This window comes from Allobosea sp. NPDC055353, assembly GCF_053644975.1.
In genome coordinates this window covers 1-18,950 of sequence record NZ_JBSHMC010000002.1, presented here as the reverse complement: position 1 = coordinate 18,950, position 18,950 = coordinate 1, and the positions used below count along the sequence as shown (strand labels likewise).

The window sequence follows — 18,950 nt, the reverse complement described above, 5'->3', positions numbered from 1 at the left end:
CGTCACGGTCGCGAGACTATATCGATGACGGGCGAAAACGGATAGGATGTCACGTTACGTCGGCGTGGCACGAATGCAGAGGGGCACGTCACATGGCCGGAGATTCTGGACAGAAGTTCATCCGCCGCAACAGGCCGCCTCGGGTGCATATCACCTACGAGGATCCCTACAACGCGGAGCAGAAGGTCGAGCTGCCTTTCGTCATGGGTGTGATGGCCGATCTCTCGGGCAACGCCTCGGCAATCGAGAAGCCCGAGATCTCGCAGCGCAAGTTCCTCGACTTCGACATGGACAATTTCGATCAGCGCATGGCCGCGATCGAGCCGGCCGTGTCCTTCAACGTGGCCAACAAGCTCGGCGAGGACAGCAGCGAGAAGCTCTCGGTGGCGCTGAAGTTCTCGAAGTTCGAGGATTTCAGCCCGGCAGCCATCGCCCGCCAGATCCCGGCGACGGCGAAGCTCCTGGAGGCGCGTGAGCAGCTCGCCAACCTGCTGCGCTACATGGACGGCAAGATGGCCGCCAGCGACCAGATCAAGGCGCTGCTGGCCGATCCCCAGCTGATGGCGGCGCTGAAGGACCAGCTCGGCAAGGGCGAGCCTTCGGAAGACAAGACGGCGAACTGAGGGCAGGGCGCGGGCTCAGCCCCCGGGGAACTGCGCGAAGGGGCGGGAGCCGCTCTTTCGCGGGAGCGATGCTCCGGATGGTTTGAAGCGATCCCGTCCGTATGAGCGGGGTCGGGGCCTGCAGGCGGTTAAGCGAGCGAGGCGGCAATGGCAGCGGAAGCACAAACCCAACAGCCCGGCGGGGCAGCAGTCGAAACGCGCGAGGTCGACGATTTCTCGGCGATCCTGAAACGGAGTTTCAAGCCCAAGACGGAGCGCGCGGCGACCGAGGTCGAGAATGCGGTCGCGACCCTGGTCAACCAGGCGCTGGCGGACCAGACCCTGATCAAGGGCGACGTCATCGACACCATCGAGGAGATGATCGCCCGGCTCGACGCCAAGCTGACCGAGCAGATGAACGCGGTGCTGCATGCACCGGAGTTCCAGAAGATCGAAAGCGCCTGGCGCGGCCTCAACTACCTCGTCTTCAATTCCGAGACGGACGCGCAGTTGAAGATCAAGGTGATGAACGTCTCGAAGGGCGAGCTCTACCGCAATCTCAAGACCTATCCCGGCGCGCGCTGGGACCAGAGCCCGCTGTTCAAGCAGGTCTATGAGCAGGAATTCGGCCAGCTCGGCGGCCAGCCCTTCGGCTGCCTCGTCGGCGACTATCATTTCAGCCATGTCCCGACCGACGTGCAGCTCCTGCGCGATCTGTCGAAGGTAGCGGCGGCGGCGCATGCGCCTTTCTTCGCAGGGGCCGAGCCGACCCTGATGGGCATGGATGCCTGGACCGAGCTGTCCAATCCGCGCGATCTCAGCAAGGTCTTCGACACGCCCGACTATGCGGCCTGGAAGGGCCTGCGCGACGCGGCCGATTCCCGTTATGTGGGCCTGTGCCTGCCGCGGGTGCTGTCCCGGGTGCCGTATGGCGCCAAGTCCGAGCCGGTCGAGGAGTTCGCCTTCGAGGAGGATACCGACGGGCACAAGGGCGAGAACTACGCTTGGATGAACGCGGCCTATGCGATGGCGGTCAACGTCAACCGCGCGTTCAAGGAATATGGCTGGTGCACGCGCATCCGCGGCGTCCAGTCGGGCGGCGAGGTCCTGAACCTGCCGACGCACACCTTCCCGACGGATGACGGCGGCATCGACCTGAAATGCCCGACCGAGATCGCGATCAGCGACCGGCGCGAGGCCGAGCTGGCGAAATCCGGCCTGATCCCGCTGATCCATCGCAAGAACACCGACAAGGCCGCCTTCATCGGCGCCCAGTCGCTCTACAAGCCGAAGGCCTATTCGGGGCCGGACGGCGTCGCGGCCACCGCGTCGGACAACCTGTCGTCGCGGCTGCCCTACATGTTCGCAGTCTCGCGCTTCGCGCACTACCTGAAGTGCATGGTTCGCGACAAGATCGGCTCCTACAAGGAAAAGGAGCCGCTGCGCCGCTGGCTGCAGGAGTGGATCACCGACTATGTCGATGGCGATCCGGTCAATTCCAGCGAAGAGACGAAGGCGCGGCGCCCGCTCTCCGATGCGCGCATCGACGTTTTCGAGGACGAGGAGAACCCCGGCTACTACTCGGCCAAGTTCTATCTGCGGCCGCACTTCCAGCTCGAAGGCATGGATATCGGCCTGAGCCTGGTCTCGCGACTGCCAGCTCCCAAGCAGTGACCGCCACCTGAATACCGGGTGACGGCGACAACGAGAATCTTCGACGCGCCGGCGGTGTGAGGGCGGCGCGACAGGAGAAGTGCGTCCACAGCGGGCCCGCATCCGCGAGCCCACAGCAATCCTACTCTGGAGGTAAAAATGGCTAGCGACTTCCTGCTCGAGATCGACGGCATCAAGGGCGAAAGCAAGGATTCCAAGCACAAGGACACGATCGAGGTCGATTCATTCTCCTGGGGCATCAGCAATGCAGGCTCGCATGCGTCCAACGCCGGCGGCGGCGCCGGCAAGGCGAGCTTCCAGGACATCCACTTCACGAGCTCGGTCGGCAAGGCCTCGACGAATCTGGCGCTGTCCTGCGCCGGCGGCAAGCACATCAAGAAAGCGGTGCTCTTCGTCCGCAAGCAGGGCGAGACGCAGCAGGACTATTACGTGCTGACGCTGGAGGACCTGATCGTGTCGAGCTACCAATCCGGCGACGCCGCCGGCGGCTCCAGCATTCCGACCGACCAGTTCTCGCTGAACTACGCCAAGATCAAATACGAGTACAAGGCGCAGAAGGCCGATGGTTCGCTCGAGGCGCCGAGCACCATGACCTGGGACATCAAGACCCACACCAAGTGAGTTGAAGATCACCGGCTCCGGCATTTGCCGGGGCCGGTGCCTTGTCGACGGTGCGATAGGCCATGGCAGATCCGATCTCGAAGAAGCGGCTGCGGCCGCCTTTGATGTTCGCATTCCGGGAGGCGCATCTTGAAAAGGATGCGAGGACCGCGCTCGACCTTCGGGACGAGGGCGGCGAACGCGTGATCGCGCCGCGCCGCGCGGCGCCGCGCGCCGCGATCACCGAACAGAAGCTGCGCCGCGAGATCGCGCTCGATCTCGATGCGCTCGTCAACACGATCAATCTGGGCTCGTGCCTCGATCTCTCCGGGCTGGAGCATGTGCGGCGCTCGGTGCTGAACCACGGTTTCCCAGACCTGACCCGGCTCTCGATCGACGAGCATCGCGTCGATGCGATCCGCGAGGACCTCGCCGATGTGCTGGTCGGCTACGAGCCGCGCCTGATCCGCAAATCGGTTGCGGTCGAGCGCGACGACAGCCTCGATCCGGCCGAGCTGAAGGTCCGTTTCCTCGTGCGCGCCGATCTGAACTGCGAACCGCTGAATATCCCGGTCCAGTTCGTCGCCGATCTCGAACTCGATACCGGCAAGATCGCGATCAAGGGACACTGAGGCGATGAACCAGGAGTTTCTCGATCTCTACAACCAGGAACTCCGGCTCTTCATGGAGCACAGCAAGGAGTTCGCGGAGGAGTATCCGGGCATCGCCGAGCGACTTGGCGGGCTCGCCGGCGAGCGCATGGACCCGATGGTCGGCGGCCTGCTCGAAGGCGCCGCCTTCCTCGCCGCCCGCGTCCAGCTCAAGCTCCGGCACGAGTTTCCCGAGTTCACCAACAACCTGATCGAGCAATTGCTGCCGAACTATCTCGCGCCGACGCCCTCGGCGCTGCTGGCCGGCGTGGGGCCGGCCTATTCGGACCCGGCGCTCCGCGAAGGCATGCGGATTCCGCGCGGCTCCTATATCGACGCGACCTATCTGGAGCGCGAGCGCCGGGTCGCCTGCCGCTACCGGCTGGGTGGCGACGTCACGCTCTGGCCCTTCGAGATCACCGGGGCCGAATATATCCCGGCGCCGGGGCCATTGCAGGCGCTGGGCCTGCGCACCGGGCCGCGGGCGCTATCGGGCCTGCGCATCTCCCTGAACCATCGGGTCATGGCCGACCCCGAGCAGGAGCCTTCTGCGGCGCAGGCGCTGAAGAATCCGGCGAGCTGGTTCGCCGGCTGCCGCACCCGCGAATTGCCGTTCCACCTGCTCGGCAACGAGGGCGACGCCGTCGCGCTCTACGAGCAATTGTTCGCGAACTGCATCGGCATCCATTTCCGCCATCTCGACGCGTTCGGTGATCCGGTGGTGACGCCGGGTGATGGCTGCCGGCTGGAGCAGGTCGGCTTCGACGAGGACGAGGCGCTGCTGCCGGCCGATACCCGTGTCTTCCGTGGTTTCGACCTGCTGCGCGAATTGTTCTGGTTTCCGCGCAAGTTCCTCGGCTTCCGGCTGGAGGGGCTCAGCCGCATCATGCCGAAGCTCCAGGCCAAGGCGATCGACGTGATCTTCGTCTTCGACGAGGTCAATACGCGGCTGCCGGGTGCCGTGCGCAAGGAGATGTTCGCGCTCTATGCGGCGCCGGCGATCAACCTGTTCGAGAAGACGACCGATCGCATCCCGGTCAAAATGAACCAGCACGAATTCCATGTCGTGCCGGACCGCAGCCGCGCGCTCGACTACGAGCCGCACAGCATCCTCTCGGTCCATGCGCATTATGCCGGCGGGCGCGAGAAGCAGCCCGTCCATCCGCTCTATTCCTCGCCGGAGGGCGCCTCGCCGACGCAGGGGCTGCATTATACGCAGCGCCGCCTGCCGCGGCGCCGCTCCTCGTCCGAGCGCCGGCAGGGTAAGGCTTCCGATTATACGGGCACGGAGATGTTCATCTCGCTGGTCGAGCCGGCGGGCGTCGCCGACACGGCATCGGTCGCGGAGCTCAGCGTGCGCGCGCTCTGCTCCAACCGGCACCTGACCGAGCATCTGCCGACCGGTCGGGGGGGCGCGGATTTCCGCCTGATCGACAATGTCTCGCTCGACATCGCCTGCCTGGCCGGGCCGACGCCGCCGCGCGAGCCGGTCGTCTCCCAGCTCAAGCTCCGTTCGGAGACCGCGAGCACCGGGGTCGTGACCTGGCGACTGGTCAACCTGATCAGCTTGAACCATCTCGGCCTCGTCCAGCGTGGCGCCGGCGAGAATGGGGAGGCGCTGCGCGAACTGCTCTCGCTTTTTGCCGATCTCGCCGACAGCGCCACCGAGCGGCGCATCCGCGGCATCAAGAGCGTCGACAGCCGCGCCGTCGTGCGTCGTTTTCCGCAGCGGGCGGGGACCGGTGCGGCACGTGGGCTCGAAATCACCGTGCTGCTCGACGAGAAGGCGTTCGAAGGCTCCGGCGTCTTTCTGTTGGGGGCGGTGCTCGACCGCTTCTTCGCGGAATACGCGGCGATGAACCATTTCACCCAGACGGTGATCCGCACTGTCGAGCGTGGCGAGGTGATGCGCTTTCCGCCGCGCGCCGGTGCGAGGCGCATCCTGTGAGCGAGGACGCCGCCACCCCGCTGGAAAAGGCGCCGAACTACCAGGCGCAGCTCGAGGCCGAACCCTGGCGCTTCGATTTCTACGCGGTGATGCGCCGGCTGGAACGCAGCTTCCCCGACCGGCCGCGCGTGGGCGACGTCGCCTCGCGGCGCGACGAATATGTCGCGCTGGGCGAGCAACCCTATCTCGATTTCCCGGCATCGAGCCTGGCTGAGGCTGGTCAAGATGGGCAGGGGCGGCTGCGGCTCTTCGTCAAGTTCCTCGGCCTGCTCGGGCCGCAGGGGCCGCTGCCGCTGGCGACGACCGAGGAAAGCTATCACTGGACGCTAGCGCGAGACGACGCCTTCCCGCGCTTCCTCGACATCTTCAACCACCGCTTCCTGCAATTGTTCTATCGCGCCTGGGCGGATTCGCGCCCGGTCGCGCAGTATGACCGGCCCGATCTCGACCGTTTCGCCGCCTATATCGGCAGCATGATCGGGCTGGGCTCGAAGCCGTATCTCAAGCGCGACAGCGTCCCCGATGCCGAGAAGCTCGCCCATGCCGGTTTGATCGGTGCGCAGGCGAAATCGGCCTCGCGCCTGCGGCGCTTTCTTGCCGGCCTGTTCAAGACGGAAGTCGAGATCGAGCAGTTCACCGGGATGTGGCTGGTCTTCGACCCGGCCGACCGGACGCGGCTCGGCGGCGCTCATTGTTCGCTCGGCAGCGACGCGCTGCTGGGCGGCAGCGTCTACAGCGTCGAGGACAAGTTCCGGGTCAAGATCACCGCCCGCGACCTCGAACAGTTCGAGCGCTTTCTGCCGAATGGCGACCGCTGCGAGCCCCTGGCGGATGCGGTGTTCTTCCATCTCGGCGAGCAGTTCGAATGGGATGTCGAGCTCGCCTTGCCGGTCGGCGAGGTCAAGCCGGTCCGGCTCGGCCAGTCCGGCCATCTCGGCTGGACGAGCTGGATGGCACCGAACTGGGATGTCGAGGAGGGCGCCCTGCGCCGCGACGCCCGCTTCCATCCTGCCGAAAGCCTGCGCCTGAAACGAAGCCGCACTGCCGCCACCGGACATTGAAGGGGACGATCATGGCCGATATCAGCCTCGAAGCCGTCACAGGCAAGCTCAATCGGGTCGGCTACGACACATTCCTGCAGGCGCTCCGGCAGGCGAAGGGCGCGGGAAACCGCAATGTCGAGCTGGCGCATTGGCTGCTGCAGATCCTGCAGGGCACGTCGAATGACCTGACCCTGACCGCCGACCACTACAAGCTCGACCGCGCCAAGATGTTGATGGAGCTCGGCGGCGTGGTCGAGGGCTTCCGCCGCAACGAGACGGAGATGCCGGGCATCGCCAACCACATCGTCGATATCCTCGACCGTGGCTGGCACTACGCCACCCTGTTCTTCGGCGAGACGCAGATCAGGACCGGCCACCTCTTGGTCGCGGCGCTGAAATCGACGGAGCTGCGCCGCGTGCTGACCGGGCTCTCGAAGGAGTTCTCCAAGATACCGGTCGAGGAACTGGCCGCAGGTTACGGCAAGATCTGGGAAAGCTCGGAGGAAGAAAACCTGCGGCCGATGGATGGCTCCGGCCTGCGTGCGGCGGGAACGCCCGGCGCCGAACAGGCCGAGGGAGCGAAGGGCACGACCGCGCTCGACCGTTTCTCGCAGGACCTCACCGTCAAGGCTCGCTCCGGCACGATGGACCCCATCCTCGGACGCGACGACGAGATCCGCCAGGTCATCGACGTGCTGATGCGGCGGCGTCAGAACAACCCGATCCTCACCGGCGAGGCTGGCGTCGGCAAGACCGCGATCGCGGAAGGCTTCGCCCAGCGCGTCGCTTCAGGTGATGTGCCGCCGCCGCTCAAGGGTGTGCGCGTCTGCGCGCTCGATATCGGCCTGATGCAGGCCGGCGCCTCGATGAAGGGCGAGTTCGAGCAGCGCCTGCGCTCGGTGATCGACGAGGTGCAGTCCTCACCGACGCCGGTGATCCTGTTCATCGACGAGGCGCATACCCTGATCGGCGCCGGTGGACAGGCCGGAACGGGCGATGCCGCGAACCTGCTGAAGCCGGCGCTGGCGCGCGGCACGCTGCGCACCATCGCGGCGACGACATGGTCGGAATACCGCCAGTATTTCGAGAAGGACCCGGCGCTGACCCGGCGCTTCCAGCCGGTGCAGGTCGACGAGCCCGACGTCGCGCGCTGCTGCACGATGCTGCGCGGGCTGATCGGCCCGATGGAAAAGCACCACAAGGTCCGCATCTCGGACGCAGCCATCGTCGCGGCGGTCTCGCTGTCGCATCGCTACATCCCGGCGCGTCAGCTCCCCGACAAGGCGGTGAGCCTGCTCGATACCGCCTGCGCCCGCGTCGCCATCAGCCAGAACGCAACGCCGGCGGCGATCGAGGATGCGCGCGTCGCGATCTCCTCGCTGGAGCAGGAGAAGGCGGCGCTCACGGCAGACGCCGATCTCGGCACCGATGCCACCAAGCGGCTCAGTGAGATCGAGGCCGAGATGGCGGAGAAGGGGGAGAAGCTGACGGGGCTGGAAGGGGCCTGGACGGGCGAACTCGCCATCGTCAAGGAGATCAAGGCGCTATGGACCAAGCTCCGCGAGAAGGCGGCGCCGCAGACGACCGATGCCGCCCAGCCGGAAGCGAACGAGAATGTCGCGCCTGCGCCGGCCGAAGCCGAAGTTCCCGCGCCCGAGCCAGCCGCCGATCCGGCGGAATCGCGCGCTGCGCTCAACGCCAAATTCGCAGCGTTGAGCGAGGTCGATCCGGCCAACCGGATGATCTACGCCCATGTCGACGAGCAATCGGTCGCCTCCGTGGTCTCGGACTGGACCGGCATCCCGGTCGGTCGGATGGTCAAGGACGAGATCGAGACCGTGCTCAATCTCGCGGAGACGCTGAACAAGCGCGTCGTCGGGCAGGGCCACGGCATCGGCATGATCGCCAAGCGCATCGAGACCAACCGCGCCCGGCTCGACAATCCCAACAAGCCGATCGGCGTGTTCATGCTCTGCGGCCCCTCCGGCGTCGGCAAGACCGAGACGGCGCTGGCTTTGGCGGAAGCGCTCTATGGCGGCGAACAGAACGTCATCACCATCAACATGAGCGAGTTCCAGGAGGCGCATACCGTCTCGACGCTGAAGGGCGCACCTCCTGGCTATGTCGGCTATGGCGAGGGCGGACGACTGACCGAGGCGGTTCGGCGCAAGCCGTACTCGGTGGTGCTGCTCGACGAGGTCGAGAAGGCACACCCAGACGTGCACGAACTGTTCTTCCAGGTCTTCGACAAGGGCCAGATGGAGGACGGCACCGGCCGGCGCATCGACTTCAAGAACACGCTGATCATCCTGACCTCGAATGTCGGCACCGACGAGATCATGAGCATGTCGGCGAACGGCGCGGCCAAGCCCGATCCGGAGGTGATGGCGGTGAGCCTGAGGCCCGCGCTGCTCAAGGTCTTCCCGCCGGCTCTGATCGGGCGACTCGTGACCATCCCCTATTACCCGCTGTCCTCGGACATGCTGGCCGGCATCGTCAGGCTCCAGCTCGGGCGCATCGGCAAGCGCCTCGCCGAGAACCACAAGGCGGCCTTCGTCTATGACGATGCGGTGGTCGAGCACATCGTCGGCCAGTGCAACGATCCGGATTCGGGCGGGCGCATGATCGACAACATCATCACCAACTCGATGCTGCCGGCGCTCTCGCGCGCGATCCTCAACCTGCAGCTGGAGAAGAAGCCGCTGACCGAGGCGAAGGTCTCGGTCGAGGAGGGCAGCTTTGCCTATCAGGTGGCGTGAGGCGCCTTGGAGCCACCCTTGTCATTCCGGGGCGCGCCGAAGGCGCGAGCCCCGAACCCACGACTGGGTGAGGCATTTCGTATTGGGCTCGAGGGCTCGCCCAGTCGTGGGTTCCGGGTTCTTCGCTGCGCGAAGCCCCGGAATGACAAGGATGGCTTTGATCGGGCGTGCGCCGGCCGTCGTTCAGGCGCCTAGGCCGCCCTCGCCGCACTGTCCCGCATGAAAGCGTCGAGCGCTTCGCTCTCCGCCTTCGACAGCCGCAGGCCCAGCTTGCCGCGGCGCCAGAGCACGTCCTGCGCCCGGCGCGCCCATTCCGCTTTCACCAGATAACGGACCTCGCGCTCGTAGAGATCAGCGCCGAAATGCCGGCCGAGATCGGCAAGGCTCTTCGCATCGGCGAGGATGTCGCGGGCGCGGGTGCCGTAGGCGCGAGCGAGCCGCGTCGCAGTACGGCGCTCGAGCCAGGGATAGGTGGCTCCGATCTCGCCGACCAGCTTGTCGAACCCGCCAACGGGGAAATCGCCGCCGGGCAGGGCGCCCGTCACCGTCCATTCAGCGCGGGCAGCCCAGGGCGTCAGCGGCGCCAGCTTTGCGATCGCGGCCTCGGCGAGACGGCGATAGGTCGTGATCTTGCCGCCGAAAACGGAGAGCAGCGGCGCTTCGCCTTCGGGAGCGTCGAGCGTCAGCACGTAGTCGCGCGTCGCCTCCTGCGCCTTGGAGGCGCCGTCATCATAGAGCGGGCGCACGCCCGAATAGGTCCAGACCACCGATTCCGGCGTGACGGGTGAGCGGAAATACTCGCTCGCGGCAGCGCAGAGATAGGCGATCTCGTCCGGCGTCGCGACGACCTCGGACGGGTCGCCATGGTAGTCGCGGTCGGTCGTGCCGATCAGCGTGAAGTCCTGCTCGTAGGGGATGGCGAAGATGATGCGTCCATCCGCGTTCTGGAAAATGTAGCAGCGGCCGTGCTCGTAGAGCCGGGGCACGACGATATGGCTGCCCTGGACCATGCGGACGCCGGCCTTGGCATTGGTATGGATCACGCCGTTCAGGACATCGCCGACCCAGGGGCCGGCGGCATTGACCAGCGTGCGCGCCCAGATCGTCTGGCGGCCTTCGGAGCCATCCGTATCGAGCTGCCAGAGCCCGTTCTCGCGCCGCGCGGCGGTGACCCGTGTGCGGGTGTGGATCGCGGCGCCGCGCACCGCGGCATCCATCGCGTTCAGCACGACGAGGCGGGCGTCCTCGACCCAGCAATCGGAATATTCGAAGGCCTTAGCCTGGTCGTCCTTGAGTGGCTTGCCGGCGGCGTCATGGGCGAGGTCGAGCGTGCGCGTCGCCGGCAGCAATTTGCGGCCGCCGATATGGTCGTAGAGGAACAGGCCGAGCCGCAGCAGCCAGGCCGGACGCAGGCCCTTGTGATGCGGCAGCACGAAACGCAGCGGCCGGATGATATGCGGTGCGATCGCCCAGAGCCGCTCGCGCTCCATCAGCGCCTCGCGCACCAGCCGGAACTTGTAATGTTCGAGATAGCGCAGGCCACCATGGATCAGCTTTGTCGAGCGTGAGGAGGTGGCGCTGGCGAGATCGTCCTTCTCGAACAGCACGACGGAGGCGCCACGCCCGGCCGCATCGCGGGCGATACCCGCGCCGTTGATGCCGCCGCCGATGACGGCGAGATCGTAGGGCGTGGTGGGAGCGGTGCCGAAGCCGGCTAAGGGAGAGGTCGTTTCGGAGGCCATGCGCGTCTTCTGGAAGGCTGGAAAAGGCTGGGCGACGGCCCCATCCAATCCCGGCCGGGACGACGCGGCAAGCCTGCTCCTGCGGCCAATTCAGGGCCGATGTCAATTCGTGCGGCTTGACGGGACGGGCGCGAGGCCGGAACAGGGCATCCGGGCAGGGCATGGCGGCAGGATGAGCCAGTCGGACGATCAAGCGCGCGGGAAGCCGCTCCCGGAACGGGCGGAGGCTGCCTTCCGCACGGTGCTGGAATGCGCCGGCGCGGCAATCCTGGCGGCGCTGTTCCTGGTGGTCATGGCGGCCGTCCTGCAGCGCTATCTGGTTGGCGGCGGCTTCGTCTGGTCGGACGAGTTGGCGATCTGGCTGCATCTGGCGCTGATCGCGGTCGGCGCGCCGCTCGCCGTCACCGGTACTCTGGCGATGCGGCTCGACGTGCTGGTGCGACTATTGCCGGCCATGTCGCGGCGGATTGCAGCGATCCTTGCGGATGCCGTTGCTTTCCACGGCGCATTGGTGCTGGCGGCGGGCGGGGCGAGCGTCGCTACGCTCGTCGGCGGGCATTCGACCGTGCTCGGCCTGCCCGAGGCCCTGCGCTTCGCCGTCTTTGCCTGCGGCGGCGGATTGACGATCCTGGCGTTGTTTCTGCGAGCCGGTCTGGAACGAGGCTGGACGGGAGCGGTCGCGGGGCTCGTGCTGGGCGGTTGTTTCTATGGGCTGGCGCAGCTCTCTTTCGATCTGTTCCCGACACCGAGCCTGGTCGCGGCACTCGTCGCCGGAGCGGGGCTTCTGCTCGGCGCGCCCTTGCCCTTCGCCTTGCTCGCAGGTGTCTCGCTGACGGGGCCGTTCGGCGGGCTGATGCCGGAGCCGGCGATCGTGCAGACCATGGTCGGCGGCGTCGGCAAGTTCCTGCTGCTGGCCATTCCCTTTTTCCTGCTGGCGGGCGAATTGCTGACGGCGGGCGGGCTCGCCGAGCGCCTGATCCGCTTCGCCGCGACGCTGGTCGGCCATTGGCGGGCAGGGCTCGCGCAGACGGCGCTGGTCGCGAGCGTGCTGTTCTCGGGCGCGTCCGGCTCCTCGGTGGCCAATGCCGCCTTCGGCGCCAAGGTGATGGCGCCTACATTGGTGGCGCGGGGCTATCCGCCGGCCAATGCGGCGGCGATCGTTGCGGGCGTCTCGATGCTCGACAACATCATCCCGCCCTCGATCGCCTTCCTGATCCTGGCGAGCGCGACCAATCTCTCGGTCGGATCGCTATTGGTCGGAGGCTTCGTCGCCGGTGGCGTGCTGGCGCTGGCGCTGGCCATCGGCATCCACCTCAGCGTTCGCGGCGTGATCGATGCCGCGCCGAAGGCGAGCGCGAACGAGCGGGGCAGGGCGCTGATCGGCGCCATTCCCGCCATCGGGCTCGGCATCGTCGTGGTCGTCGGCATCCGCTTCGGCGTGGTGACGGTGACGGAAGCTTCGGCGCTCGCCGTCGCCTATGCCGTCATCGCCTGCCTCGCGCTGCGCAGCCTGAACGGACGCGGCGTGCTGGCGGCCTTGCGCAAATCGGCGGCGGAGGCGGCGGCGATCGGCCTGCTGATCGGAGCCTCCGCGCCCTTCGCCTTTCTGCTCGCGGTCGACCGGGTCTCCGAGCAGATGGCGGGGCTCGTCACCGCGTTCGGCGCCGGGCCCTATGCGGTGATGCTGCTCGCCAATCTCGTGCTGCTGGTCGCCGGGCTCTTCCTCGATATCGGCGCGGCGATCCTGCTGCTGGCGCCGCTGCTCCTGCCGGTCGCGGTGGCGGCGGGGCTCGATCCAATCCAGTTCGGGGTGGTGCTGGTGGTCAACCTGATGATCCATGGGCTGACGCCGCCGCTCGGGATCCTCGTCTATGTCGTCAGCGGCATCATGCGGGTGCCGGCGGGAGCGGTTTTCCGGGCGGTGCTGCCGCTGCTGGGCGTGCTGCTGGCGGCGCTCATGGTCCTGTCGCTGGGCATGGCTGCGTGGCCGGCGCTTGCGCCCGCGCTCAAGGCGCTGTTCTGATGCGCTTTCCTTCGCCCGGCGCCCGCGCCGTATCGTCGCCTTCGCCGTGAGCCGGCCCCGGATTTGATGCCGATATGATCTTCACCGACATCGCGACGCGGACCTACAACCATGGCTGGCGGCTTGACCCGATCATCCGCAGCCTGCTCGATACCGATTTCTACAAGCTCCTGATGCTGCAGATGATCCGGGCCTTCCACCCGGATGTGCAGGTCACCTTCTCGCTGATCAACCGCTCGAAACATATCCGGCTCGGCGACATCGTCGACGAAGGTGAGCTTCGAGCGCAGCTCGACCATGCCCGTTCGCTGCGCTTCACCAAGAACGAACTGATCTGGCTGTCCGGCAACAGCTTCTACGGCAAGACCCAGATGTTCTCGCCGGAGTTCATGGGCTGGCTCGCCGAGTTCCAGTTGCCTGAATACGATCTGCGCAAGGTCGACGGTCAGTACGAACTGCATTTCGAGGGGCCCTGGACCCACACGACGATGTGGGAGGTGCCGGCGCTGGCGATCATCAACGAGCTCAGGGCGCGGCGCGTGATGGTCGGCCAGAAGCGTTTCTCGCTGGACGTGCTCTATGCCCGCGCCAAGGCCAAGATGTGGGACAAGGTCGAGCGGCTGCAGAAGCTGCCGAATCTCAAGCTCTCCGATTTCGGCACGCGCCGGCGCCATGGCCATCTCTGGCAGCGCTGGTGCGTCGAGGCCTTGAAGGAGGGGTTGGGATCGGCCTTCACCGGCACCTCGAACGTGCTGCTGGCGATGGATGCCGACCTCGAGGCGATCGGCACCAACGCCCATGAATTGCCGATGGTGCTGGCGGCGCTGGCCGAAACGGATGCGGAATTGCTGGGCGCGCCCTATCGCGTGCTCGACGAGTGGCGCCAGGTCTATGGCGGCAACCTGCTGATCGCGCTGCCCGATGCCTTCGGCTCGCAGAGCTTCCTGCGCCACGCGCCGGACTGGGTCGCCGACTGGACCGGCTTTCGCCCCGACAGCGCGCCGCCGATCCCGGCCGGCGAGACCATTATGGCCTGGTGGCGCGAGCGCGGGCGCGATCCGCGCGACAAGATGCTGGTTTTCTCGGACGGGCTCGATGTCGAGGCGATCGAGCGCGTCTATCACCATTTCGACGGCAAGGTCCGCATGGCCTTCGGCTGGGGTACGGATTTGACCAACGATCTCGTCGGCTGCTCGCCCGACGGCTCCCGCGCGCTCGATCCGATTTCGCTGGTCTGCAAGGTCACCAAGGCGAATGGGCGCCCGGCGGTGAAGCTCTCCGACAATCCGGAGAAGGTCTCTGGCGATCCGGCGGCCGTGGAGCGCTACCGGCGGGTGTTCGGCGGCTAGCCGCTTCTTTTGCCGAAGAAACCGGGGCGGGGCCTCGCCGCCTCGCTCACATGGTTGCCATGCGACCGGGACGGTGCTCCTTTTCCGTGATGCCCTTTCGGGAAGCGTTCAGAGCTTTCTTGTTGTTTTATGGATCTTATGTTTCGCTAAGTAAGGCTACAGCGGATGGTATTCGGTTGTTTCGGGCTGGCCTTTAGTTTAGAATTTCTATAATTTCGTAGTTTGGTCTGTGTATTGTCTTCTGGAAAAGTTATTTGTTACTGAGGCGCCATCATTCGACTTGAGGGCGCTTCGTGCTTTTTCGATCTGCTTTGTTCGCATCCGCCGCGCTGGCGTCTCTGCCGTTACAAGCCTGGGCCCAGTCGCAGGCGCCGGCTTCTGTCCAGCTTGACGAAATCCTGGTCGAGGGGACGGGGCAGGCTGCCGGGCCGATCACCGCCAATGGCTATGTCGCGAAGGCGACGACGAGCGGGACCAAGACCGATACGCCGATCCTGGAGATTCCCCAGTCGATCTCGACCGTGACGCAGGCGCAGATCGAGCAGCGCAAGCCACAGAATCTGCTGGACGCGCTGTCCTATACACCCGGTGCCCGGGTCGGCACCTATGGCTTCGATCCACGCTACGACGCCTTCACGATCCGCGGCGTCGACGTCACCCAGAACGCCGTCTTCCGCGACGGCTTGCGCCAGATCAACAGCCCGAACGGCCTGTTCCGGCTGGAGCCCTACGGACTGGAGGCGATCAACGTGCTGCGCGGGCCGGCCAGCACGATCTATGGCGCCAGCACGTCGGCCGGCATCATCGACCTGCTCTCCAAGCGCCCGACCGAAACGCCGTTCCGCGAGATCGAGGTGCAGGGCGGTTCCTTCGGCCGAAAGCAGTTCGCCTTCGACCTTTCGGGCCCGGCCAATCCCGAGAAGACGCTGTTCTATCGCCTGACCGGCCTGGTGCGCGACGCCAACAACCAGATCAGCGCGATCAAGGACGACCGGGTCTTCATCGCGCCGGCCGTCACCTGGAAGCCGAACGAGACCACCAAGCTGACGATCCTGGGCGATTACATGGATTCGGTCACCGGCGGCACGGCGGCCTATGTCAACCAATACGGGCCCTATATCGATCGCAGCGGCAACCTGCTCTACAAGTCGGTCGGGGCGACCAAGGTCTTCGGCGGCGACAAGCGCTACAATGATTTCCGCCAGCAGCAGGGCCGGATCGGCTACGAGTTCGAACACGCGTTCGGCGAGATATTCACGCTGCGCCAGCGCCTGCGTTACTCGGCCCTCGCGACCAACCAGCAATATGTCTATCTCGCCGATCCCGGCCTGACCCGCGAGCGGACGCAAGGGCTTTCGGTCGATACCAGCCTCGAGGCGAAGTTCAGCACGGGCCCGGTCTCCCACCGCATCCTGACCGGCGTCGATTTCAGCTGGCTGCATTACCGCGGCAAGGAAGGCTTCGGCGGGGTGCCGCTCGGCTACAATGCGACGCTGGGCTATCGCACGGCGCAAAGCCAGACGCTGTTCGGCCTCTATGCGCAGGATCAGATCAGCTGGCAGAACTGGCGCCTGACGCTTGGCGGCCGCCACGACTGGTTCTCCAGCCGCTTCGAAGCCGGCGCTGCCGGAGCAGTGCCGACCGAGACCAAGCAGAAGGACGCTCATTCGACTGGGCGGGTCGCGTTGAGCTATGTCACGGGCTTCGGCCTTGCGCCCTATGTCAGCTACGCGACCTCCTTCGTGCCGAATTCGGGCACGGTGCTCGCGGGCTCGGTGGCGGTGCCGACGACCGGCGAGCAGGTCGAGGCCGGCGTGAAATACGACCTGCCGGGCTACAACGCCTCGCTGCGCGCGGCGGTGTTCGAGCTGCGCCAGAACAACGCCGTCGTCTACGAGGTGATCAACGGCTTCAACCGCCAGGTCCAGCTCGACATGCGCTCGCGCGGTTTCGAGATCGAGGGCGTGGCGTCGCTGGCGAACGGGCTGAGCCTGCAGGCGTCCTATGCCTATAACGATGCCCGGATCCTGAAGCTGACGCCGGAAACGGACGGCAACCGGCTGACCAGCATTCCCTATCACACGGCTTCGCTCTGGCTCGATTACGAGGTGCAGGGTGGGTCGCTGCGCGGCCTCGGCCTCGGCGGCGGCGTCCGCTATGTCGGGGCGAGCCTCGGTGACAATCTCAACCGCCCGATCCTCGACAACAAGCCGCGCACGCTGCTCGACGCCACGCTGCGCTACGACCTGGAGAAGCTCGATCCGCGGCTGAAGGGCATGCGGGTCCAGGTCAATGCGACGAACCTGCTCGACAAGGTCGAGCAGACCTGCACGGCCGGATTCTGCTATTTCGACGAAGGGCGCAAGGTCATCGCCAGCCTGCGCTACCGCTGGTGAGCGAGGCCGCCGTCGGACAGCCGGTAGCGTCCCGGCAGTCTTCCGCCTGGCTGACCATCGCGGCCCTGGCCGGGCTCTATACCGGCCAGAGCATCCTCGGGGGCATCGCCTTCCTGGCGCTGCCGAGCGTGCTGCGCGAGCGAGGGCTTCCGCTCGACTCGATCGGCCTGATCTACCTGATCAGCCTGCCTTGGGCGCTGAAGATCGCCTGGTCCGCAGCCGTGGAGCGCTACCGCCTGCCGCCGACGGGCCCGGCACGCTCGCGGCAGATCGTCTTCGCCTGCGGCCTGTTCACGCTGGCCGGGCTGGTCGCGGTCGCACTTGCCGGGCCGGAGCGATGGCATCTGGTGTTGGCGATCTTCATTGCGGTCGCCTTCGCCGCCGCGACGGCGGATATCGCCTGCGACGGCCATGCGGTCGAGACGCTCGCCAAGATCCACCATGGCTGGGGCAATGCCGCCCAGGTCGGTGGCGCTTATCTCGGCTCGGCCCTGGGCTCGGGGCTTTTCCTGGTAGTGGTCGCCCGAATCGACTGGCTTGGTGCGACCCTGGCGGCGGCGGTGCTGTTCGTTCTGCTGATGCTGCCGTTCCTGCTGTCGAGGCCTGCGCCGTCGCCGGGCTTGCGGACCCATCAGCCCTCGCTGAAGGCTGCCTTCGCCCGGCCGTCCCTGCGCAAGGGGCTCTGGCTCGCCGCGCTTTATGTCGCCGCGCAGAAATGGGGCGTCGGCATGCTGGCGCCGATGCTGGTCGATGCCGGGCTGGACCTCGAAACGCTCGGCGCGGTCAACGGGCTCGGCGGGCTTGCGGTGGGCCTCGGCTGCGCCCTGCTCGGCGGAGGCGCGGTGAGGTTGTGGGGTGCGCGGCCCGTCATGGTCGCGGCGCTGCTGCTGCAGGCGGGCATGCTGGCTGCGCTGGCTTTCGCGATCGGGCAGGGCGGAAGTTCGCGGGTCGTCCTCGCCGGCCTCGCCCTGGCGAGCTCCTCCGGGGTCATGGCGCTTGGCTTCGTCGCGCTCTATGCCCGCTTCATGGCGATTGCCGATCCGCGTCAGGCCGGTATCGACTTCACCTTGCTGCAAGGCACGGATTCCATCGTCAGCATGATCGGCGGTCTGGGCGCCGGCTGGGTCGCCCAGCATTTCGGCTACATGCCTTATCTCGCCGGCGCCGCCGGGCTTGCCTTCGTGGCCGCACCGCTGACGGCCTGGCTGACCGCTTCCGGCCGGGGCGCGGAATGAGCCTTCCCGAACTCGACGGCTGCTTTACCGGCAGTTTCGCCTATCTGGACGATGCCGTGCGGCGTTGCGACGAGACGGAGGGGCTGCCCGGGACAAAGCTGCTGGACGGGGCGATGCTGGACACGCTGCTTCGACGCTTCGCCGAGCGGCACCCGGGCGGGGAGAGCCCGGCGCTCGTTTCGATGTGGAGCCAATGGCATTTCGCCGCAGTGATCATCCCGGCCGTGGCGGCAATCCTGCTAGCGCGTCGGGAACTGCCGGTTGCGTTGCCGGAGGGGCGCTTCGCGCTGCATGACGACGGCCGCACCGCGGCGATCCTGCTCGGACCTGCCACGGGGCTGGCGCGAACAGGCGGCAGTGGCCGGTTCGATACATTGGTGCAGGGGCATCTTGTACCCCTGATCCGGCTGCTCGCCGCTCGCTTTCCGGTTTCCGCCAGATTGATGTGGAGCAATGCCGGCGTGCGCTTCGCCTGGGCTGTGCAGCAATGCGCCGAAAGGCCCGAGGCGGACCGCGACGCGATTGCCGAGGCGGAGGCGCTGCTGACGGCGGCTCTGACACCGGCCGGGGTGCGAAACCCGTTCCATGACACGCTGCGGCCTTCGCCGCTCGTCGCGATTGAATCATGCCAGCGCCGGGTCTGTTGCCTGCGCTATCTGCTGCCGGGCGTAGCCGATTGCGGCTCGCTCTGCCCGCTGCCTCAGGCGCGGCGCATGCGGGCCTAGCGGCGCTTGCGCGGCCTGCCGCGCGGGGAACCTTGCATCGCCGCGCAAAAACCCCTAATGCGACCCCCGTTTCTTGGCCCGAAGGGCCGCCTTCGAGGACAAGGGTGTCATGGCCAAAGAGAAATTTGCGCGGACCAAGCCGCACTGCAACATTGGAACGATTGGTCACGTTGACCATGGCAAGACGTCACTGACGGCTGCGAT

Annotated in this window: 14 protein-coding genes; 13 read left to right on the top strand and 1 reads right to left on the bottom strand. The window is 66.5% G+C overall.

Annotated features, from left to right (window positions below):
• Positions 1 to 92 precede the first annotated feature (92 nt).
• The 7 genes from tssB (at position 93) to tssH (ending at position 9,276) form a co-directional block, all read left to right on the top strand.
• Positions 93 to 623 (top strand): type VI secretion system contractile sheath small subunit, encoded by a 531-nt coding sequence (tssB, locus tag ACWIEX_RS13335; protein WP_454033527.1) that lies wholly within the window; start codon positions 93 to 95, stop codon positions 621 to 623.
• Between the two features lie 147 nt (positions 624 to 770).
• Positions 771 to 2,276, top strand: coding sequence for a type VI secretion system contractile sheath large subunit (tssC, locus tag ACWIEX_RS13330; RefSeq protein ID WP_454033526.1), 1,506 nt, complete (start codon positions 771 to 773; stop codon positions 2,274 to 2,276).
• Between the two features lie 138 nt (positions 2,277 to 2,414).
• On the top strand, positions 2,415 to 2,897 hold the full coding sequence (locus ACWIEX_RS13325; protein ID WP_454033525.1) for an Hcp family type VI secretion system effector: 483 nt from the start codon (positions 2,415 to 2,417) through the stop codon (positions 2,895 to 2,897).
• A gap of 62 nt (positions 2,898 to 2,959) precedes the next feature.
• Entirely contained in the window at positions 2,960 to 3,508 is a 549-nt protein-coding gene (locus ACWIEX_RS13320) for a type VI secretion system baseplate subunit TssE (protein WP_454033524.1), read from the top strand.
• Between the two features lie 4 nt (positions 3,509 to 3,512).
• Positions 3,513 to 5,474: a type VI secretion system baseplate subunit TssF gene (gene tssF, locus ACWIEX_RS13315; RefSeq protein ID WP_454033523.1), complete on the top strand. Its 1,962-nt coding sequence runs from the start codon at positions 3,513 to 3,515 to the stop codon at positions 5,472 to 5,474.
• A complete protein-coding gene (tssG, locus tag ACWIEX_RS13310) occupies positions 5,471 to 6,535 on the top strand; it encodes a type VI secretion system baseplate subunit TssG (RefSeq protein WP_454033522.1) in 1,065 nt (354 codons plus the stop codon). Before tssF ends, tssG begins: the two co-directional genes overlap by 4 nt.
• Before the next feature lie 11 nt (positions 6,536 to 6,546).
• Entirely contained in the window at positions 6,547 to 9,276 is a 2,730-nt protein-coding gene (tssH, locus tag ACWIEX_RS13305; protein WP_454033521.1) for a type VI secretion system ATPase TssH, read from the top strand.
• A 191-nt stretch (positions 9,277 to 9,467) separates the two neighbouring features.
• On the opposite strand, the gene glpD is transcribed toward tssH, so the two are convergent.
• Complete coding sequence (glpD, locus tag ACWIEX_RS13300; RefSeq protein WP_454033520.1) at positions 9,468 to 11,018, bottom strand: glycerol-3-phosphate dehydrogenase; 1,551 nt, start codon at positions 11,016 to 11,018, stop codon at positions 9,468 to 9,470.
• A gap of 172 nt (positions 11,019 to 11,190) precedes the next feature.
• On the opposite strand from glpD, the gene ACWIEX_RS13295 reads away from it, so the two are divergent.
• The 6 genes from ACWIEX_RS13295 to ACWIEX_RS13270 all read left to right on the top strand — a co-directional run.
• Positions 11,191 to 13,041, top strand: coding sequence for a TRAP transporter large permease (locus ACWIEX_RS13295; RefSeq protein WP_454033519.1), 1,851 nt, complete (start codon positions 11,191 to 11,193; stop codon positions 13,039 to 13,041).
• 74 nt (positions 13,042 to 13,115) lie between these two features.
• The gene (gene pncB / locus ACWIEX_RS13290; RefSeq protein WP_454033518.1) at positions 13,116 to 14,390 is read left to right on the top strand and encodes a nicotinate phosphoribosyltransferase; all 1,275 of its coding nucleotides are present in this window, start codon (positions 13,116 to 13,118) and stop codon (positions 14,388 to 14,390) included.
• Positions 14,391 to 14,701: 311 nt separating this feature from the next.
• Positions 14,702 to 16,786, top strand: a complete 2,085-nt coding sequence (locus ACWIEX_RS13285) for a TonB-dependent siderophore receptor (RefSeq protein ID WP_454033517.1) — start codon at positions 14,702 to 14,704, stop codon at positions 16,784 to 16,786.
• The gene (locus ACWIEX_RS13280; protein ID WP_454033516.1) at positions 16,783 to 18,021 is read left to right on the top strand and encodes an MFS transporter; all 1,239 of its coding nucleotides are present in this window, start codon (positions 16,783 to 16,785) and stop codon (positions 18,019 to 18,021) included. The genes ACWIEX_RS13285 and ACWIEX_RS13280 overlap by 4 nt, the downstream gene beginning before the upstream one ends.
• A complete protein-coding gene (gene fhuF, locus ACWIEX_RS13275; protein ID WP_454033515.1) occupies positions 18,018 to 18,746 on the top strand; it encodes a siderophore-iron reductase FhuF in 729 nt (242 codons plus the stop codon). The genes ACWIEX_RS13280 and fhuF overlap by 4 nt, the downstream gene beginning before the upstream one ends.
• 109 nt (positions 18,747 to 18,855) lie before the next feature.
• A partial coding sequence (locus ACWIEX_RS13270) for a GTP-binding protein (RefSeq protein WP_139221393.1) occupies positions 18,856 to 18,950 on the top strand: 95 nt, incomplete at its 3' end.

Excerpts from the sequence above, each read along its gene's own strand:
- tssB (WP_454033527.1), top strand. The coding sequence starts at position 93 with ATGGCCGGAGATTCTGGACAGAAGTTCATCCGCCGCAACAGGCCGCCT.
- tssC (WP_454033526.1), top strand. The coding sequence starts at position 771 with ATGGCAGCGGAAGCACAAACCCAACAGCCCGGCGGGGCAGCAGTCGAA.
- ACWIEX_RS13325 (WP_454033525.1), top strand. The coding sequence starts at position 2,415 with ATGGCTAGCGACTTCCTGCTCGAGATCGACGGCATCAAGGGCGAAAGC.
- ACWIEX_RS13320 (WP_454033524.1), top strand. The coding sequence starts at position 2,960 with ATGGCAGATCCGATCTCGAAGAAGCGGCTGCGGCCGCCTTTGATGTTC.
- tssF (WP_454033523.1), top strand. The coding sequence starts at position 3,513 with ATGAACCAGGAGTTTCTCGATCTCTACAACCAGGAACTCCGGCTCTTC.
- tssH (WP_454033521.1), top strand. The coding sequence starts at position 6,547 with ATGGCCGATATCAGCCTCGAAGCCGTCACAGGCAAGCTCAATCGGGTC.
- glpD (WP_454033520.1), bottom strand. The coding sequence starts at position 11,018 with ATGGCCTCCGAAACGACCTCTCCCTTAGCCGGCTTCGGCACCGCTCCC.
- ACWIEX_RS13295 (WP_454033519.1), top strand. The coding sequence starts at position 11,191 with ATGAGCCAGTCGGACGATCAAGCGCGCGGGAAGCCGCTCCCGGAACGG.
- pncB (WP_454033518.1), top strand. The coding sequence starts at position 13,116 with ATGATCTTCACCGACATCGCGACGCGGACCTACAACCATGGCTGGCGG.
- fhuF (WP_454033515.1), top strand. The coding sequence starts at position 18,018 with ATGAGCCTTCCCGAACTCGACGGCTGCTTTACCGGCAGTTTCGCCTAT.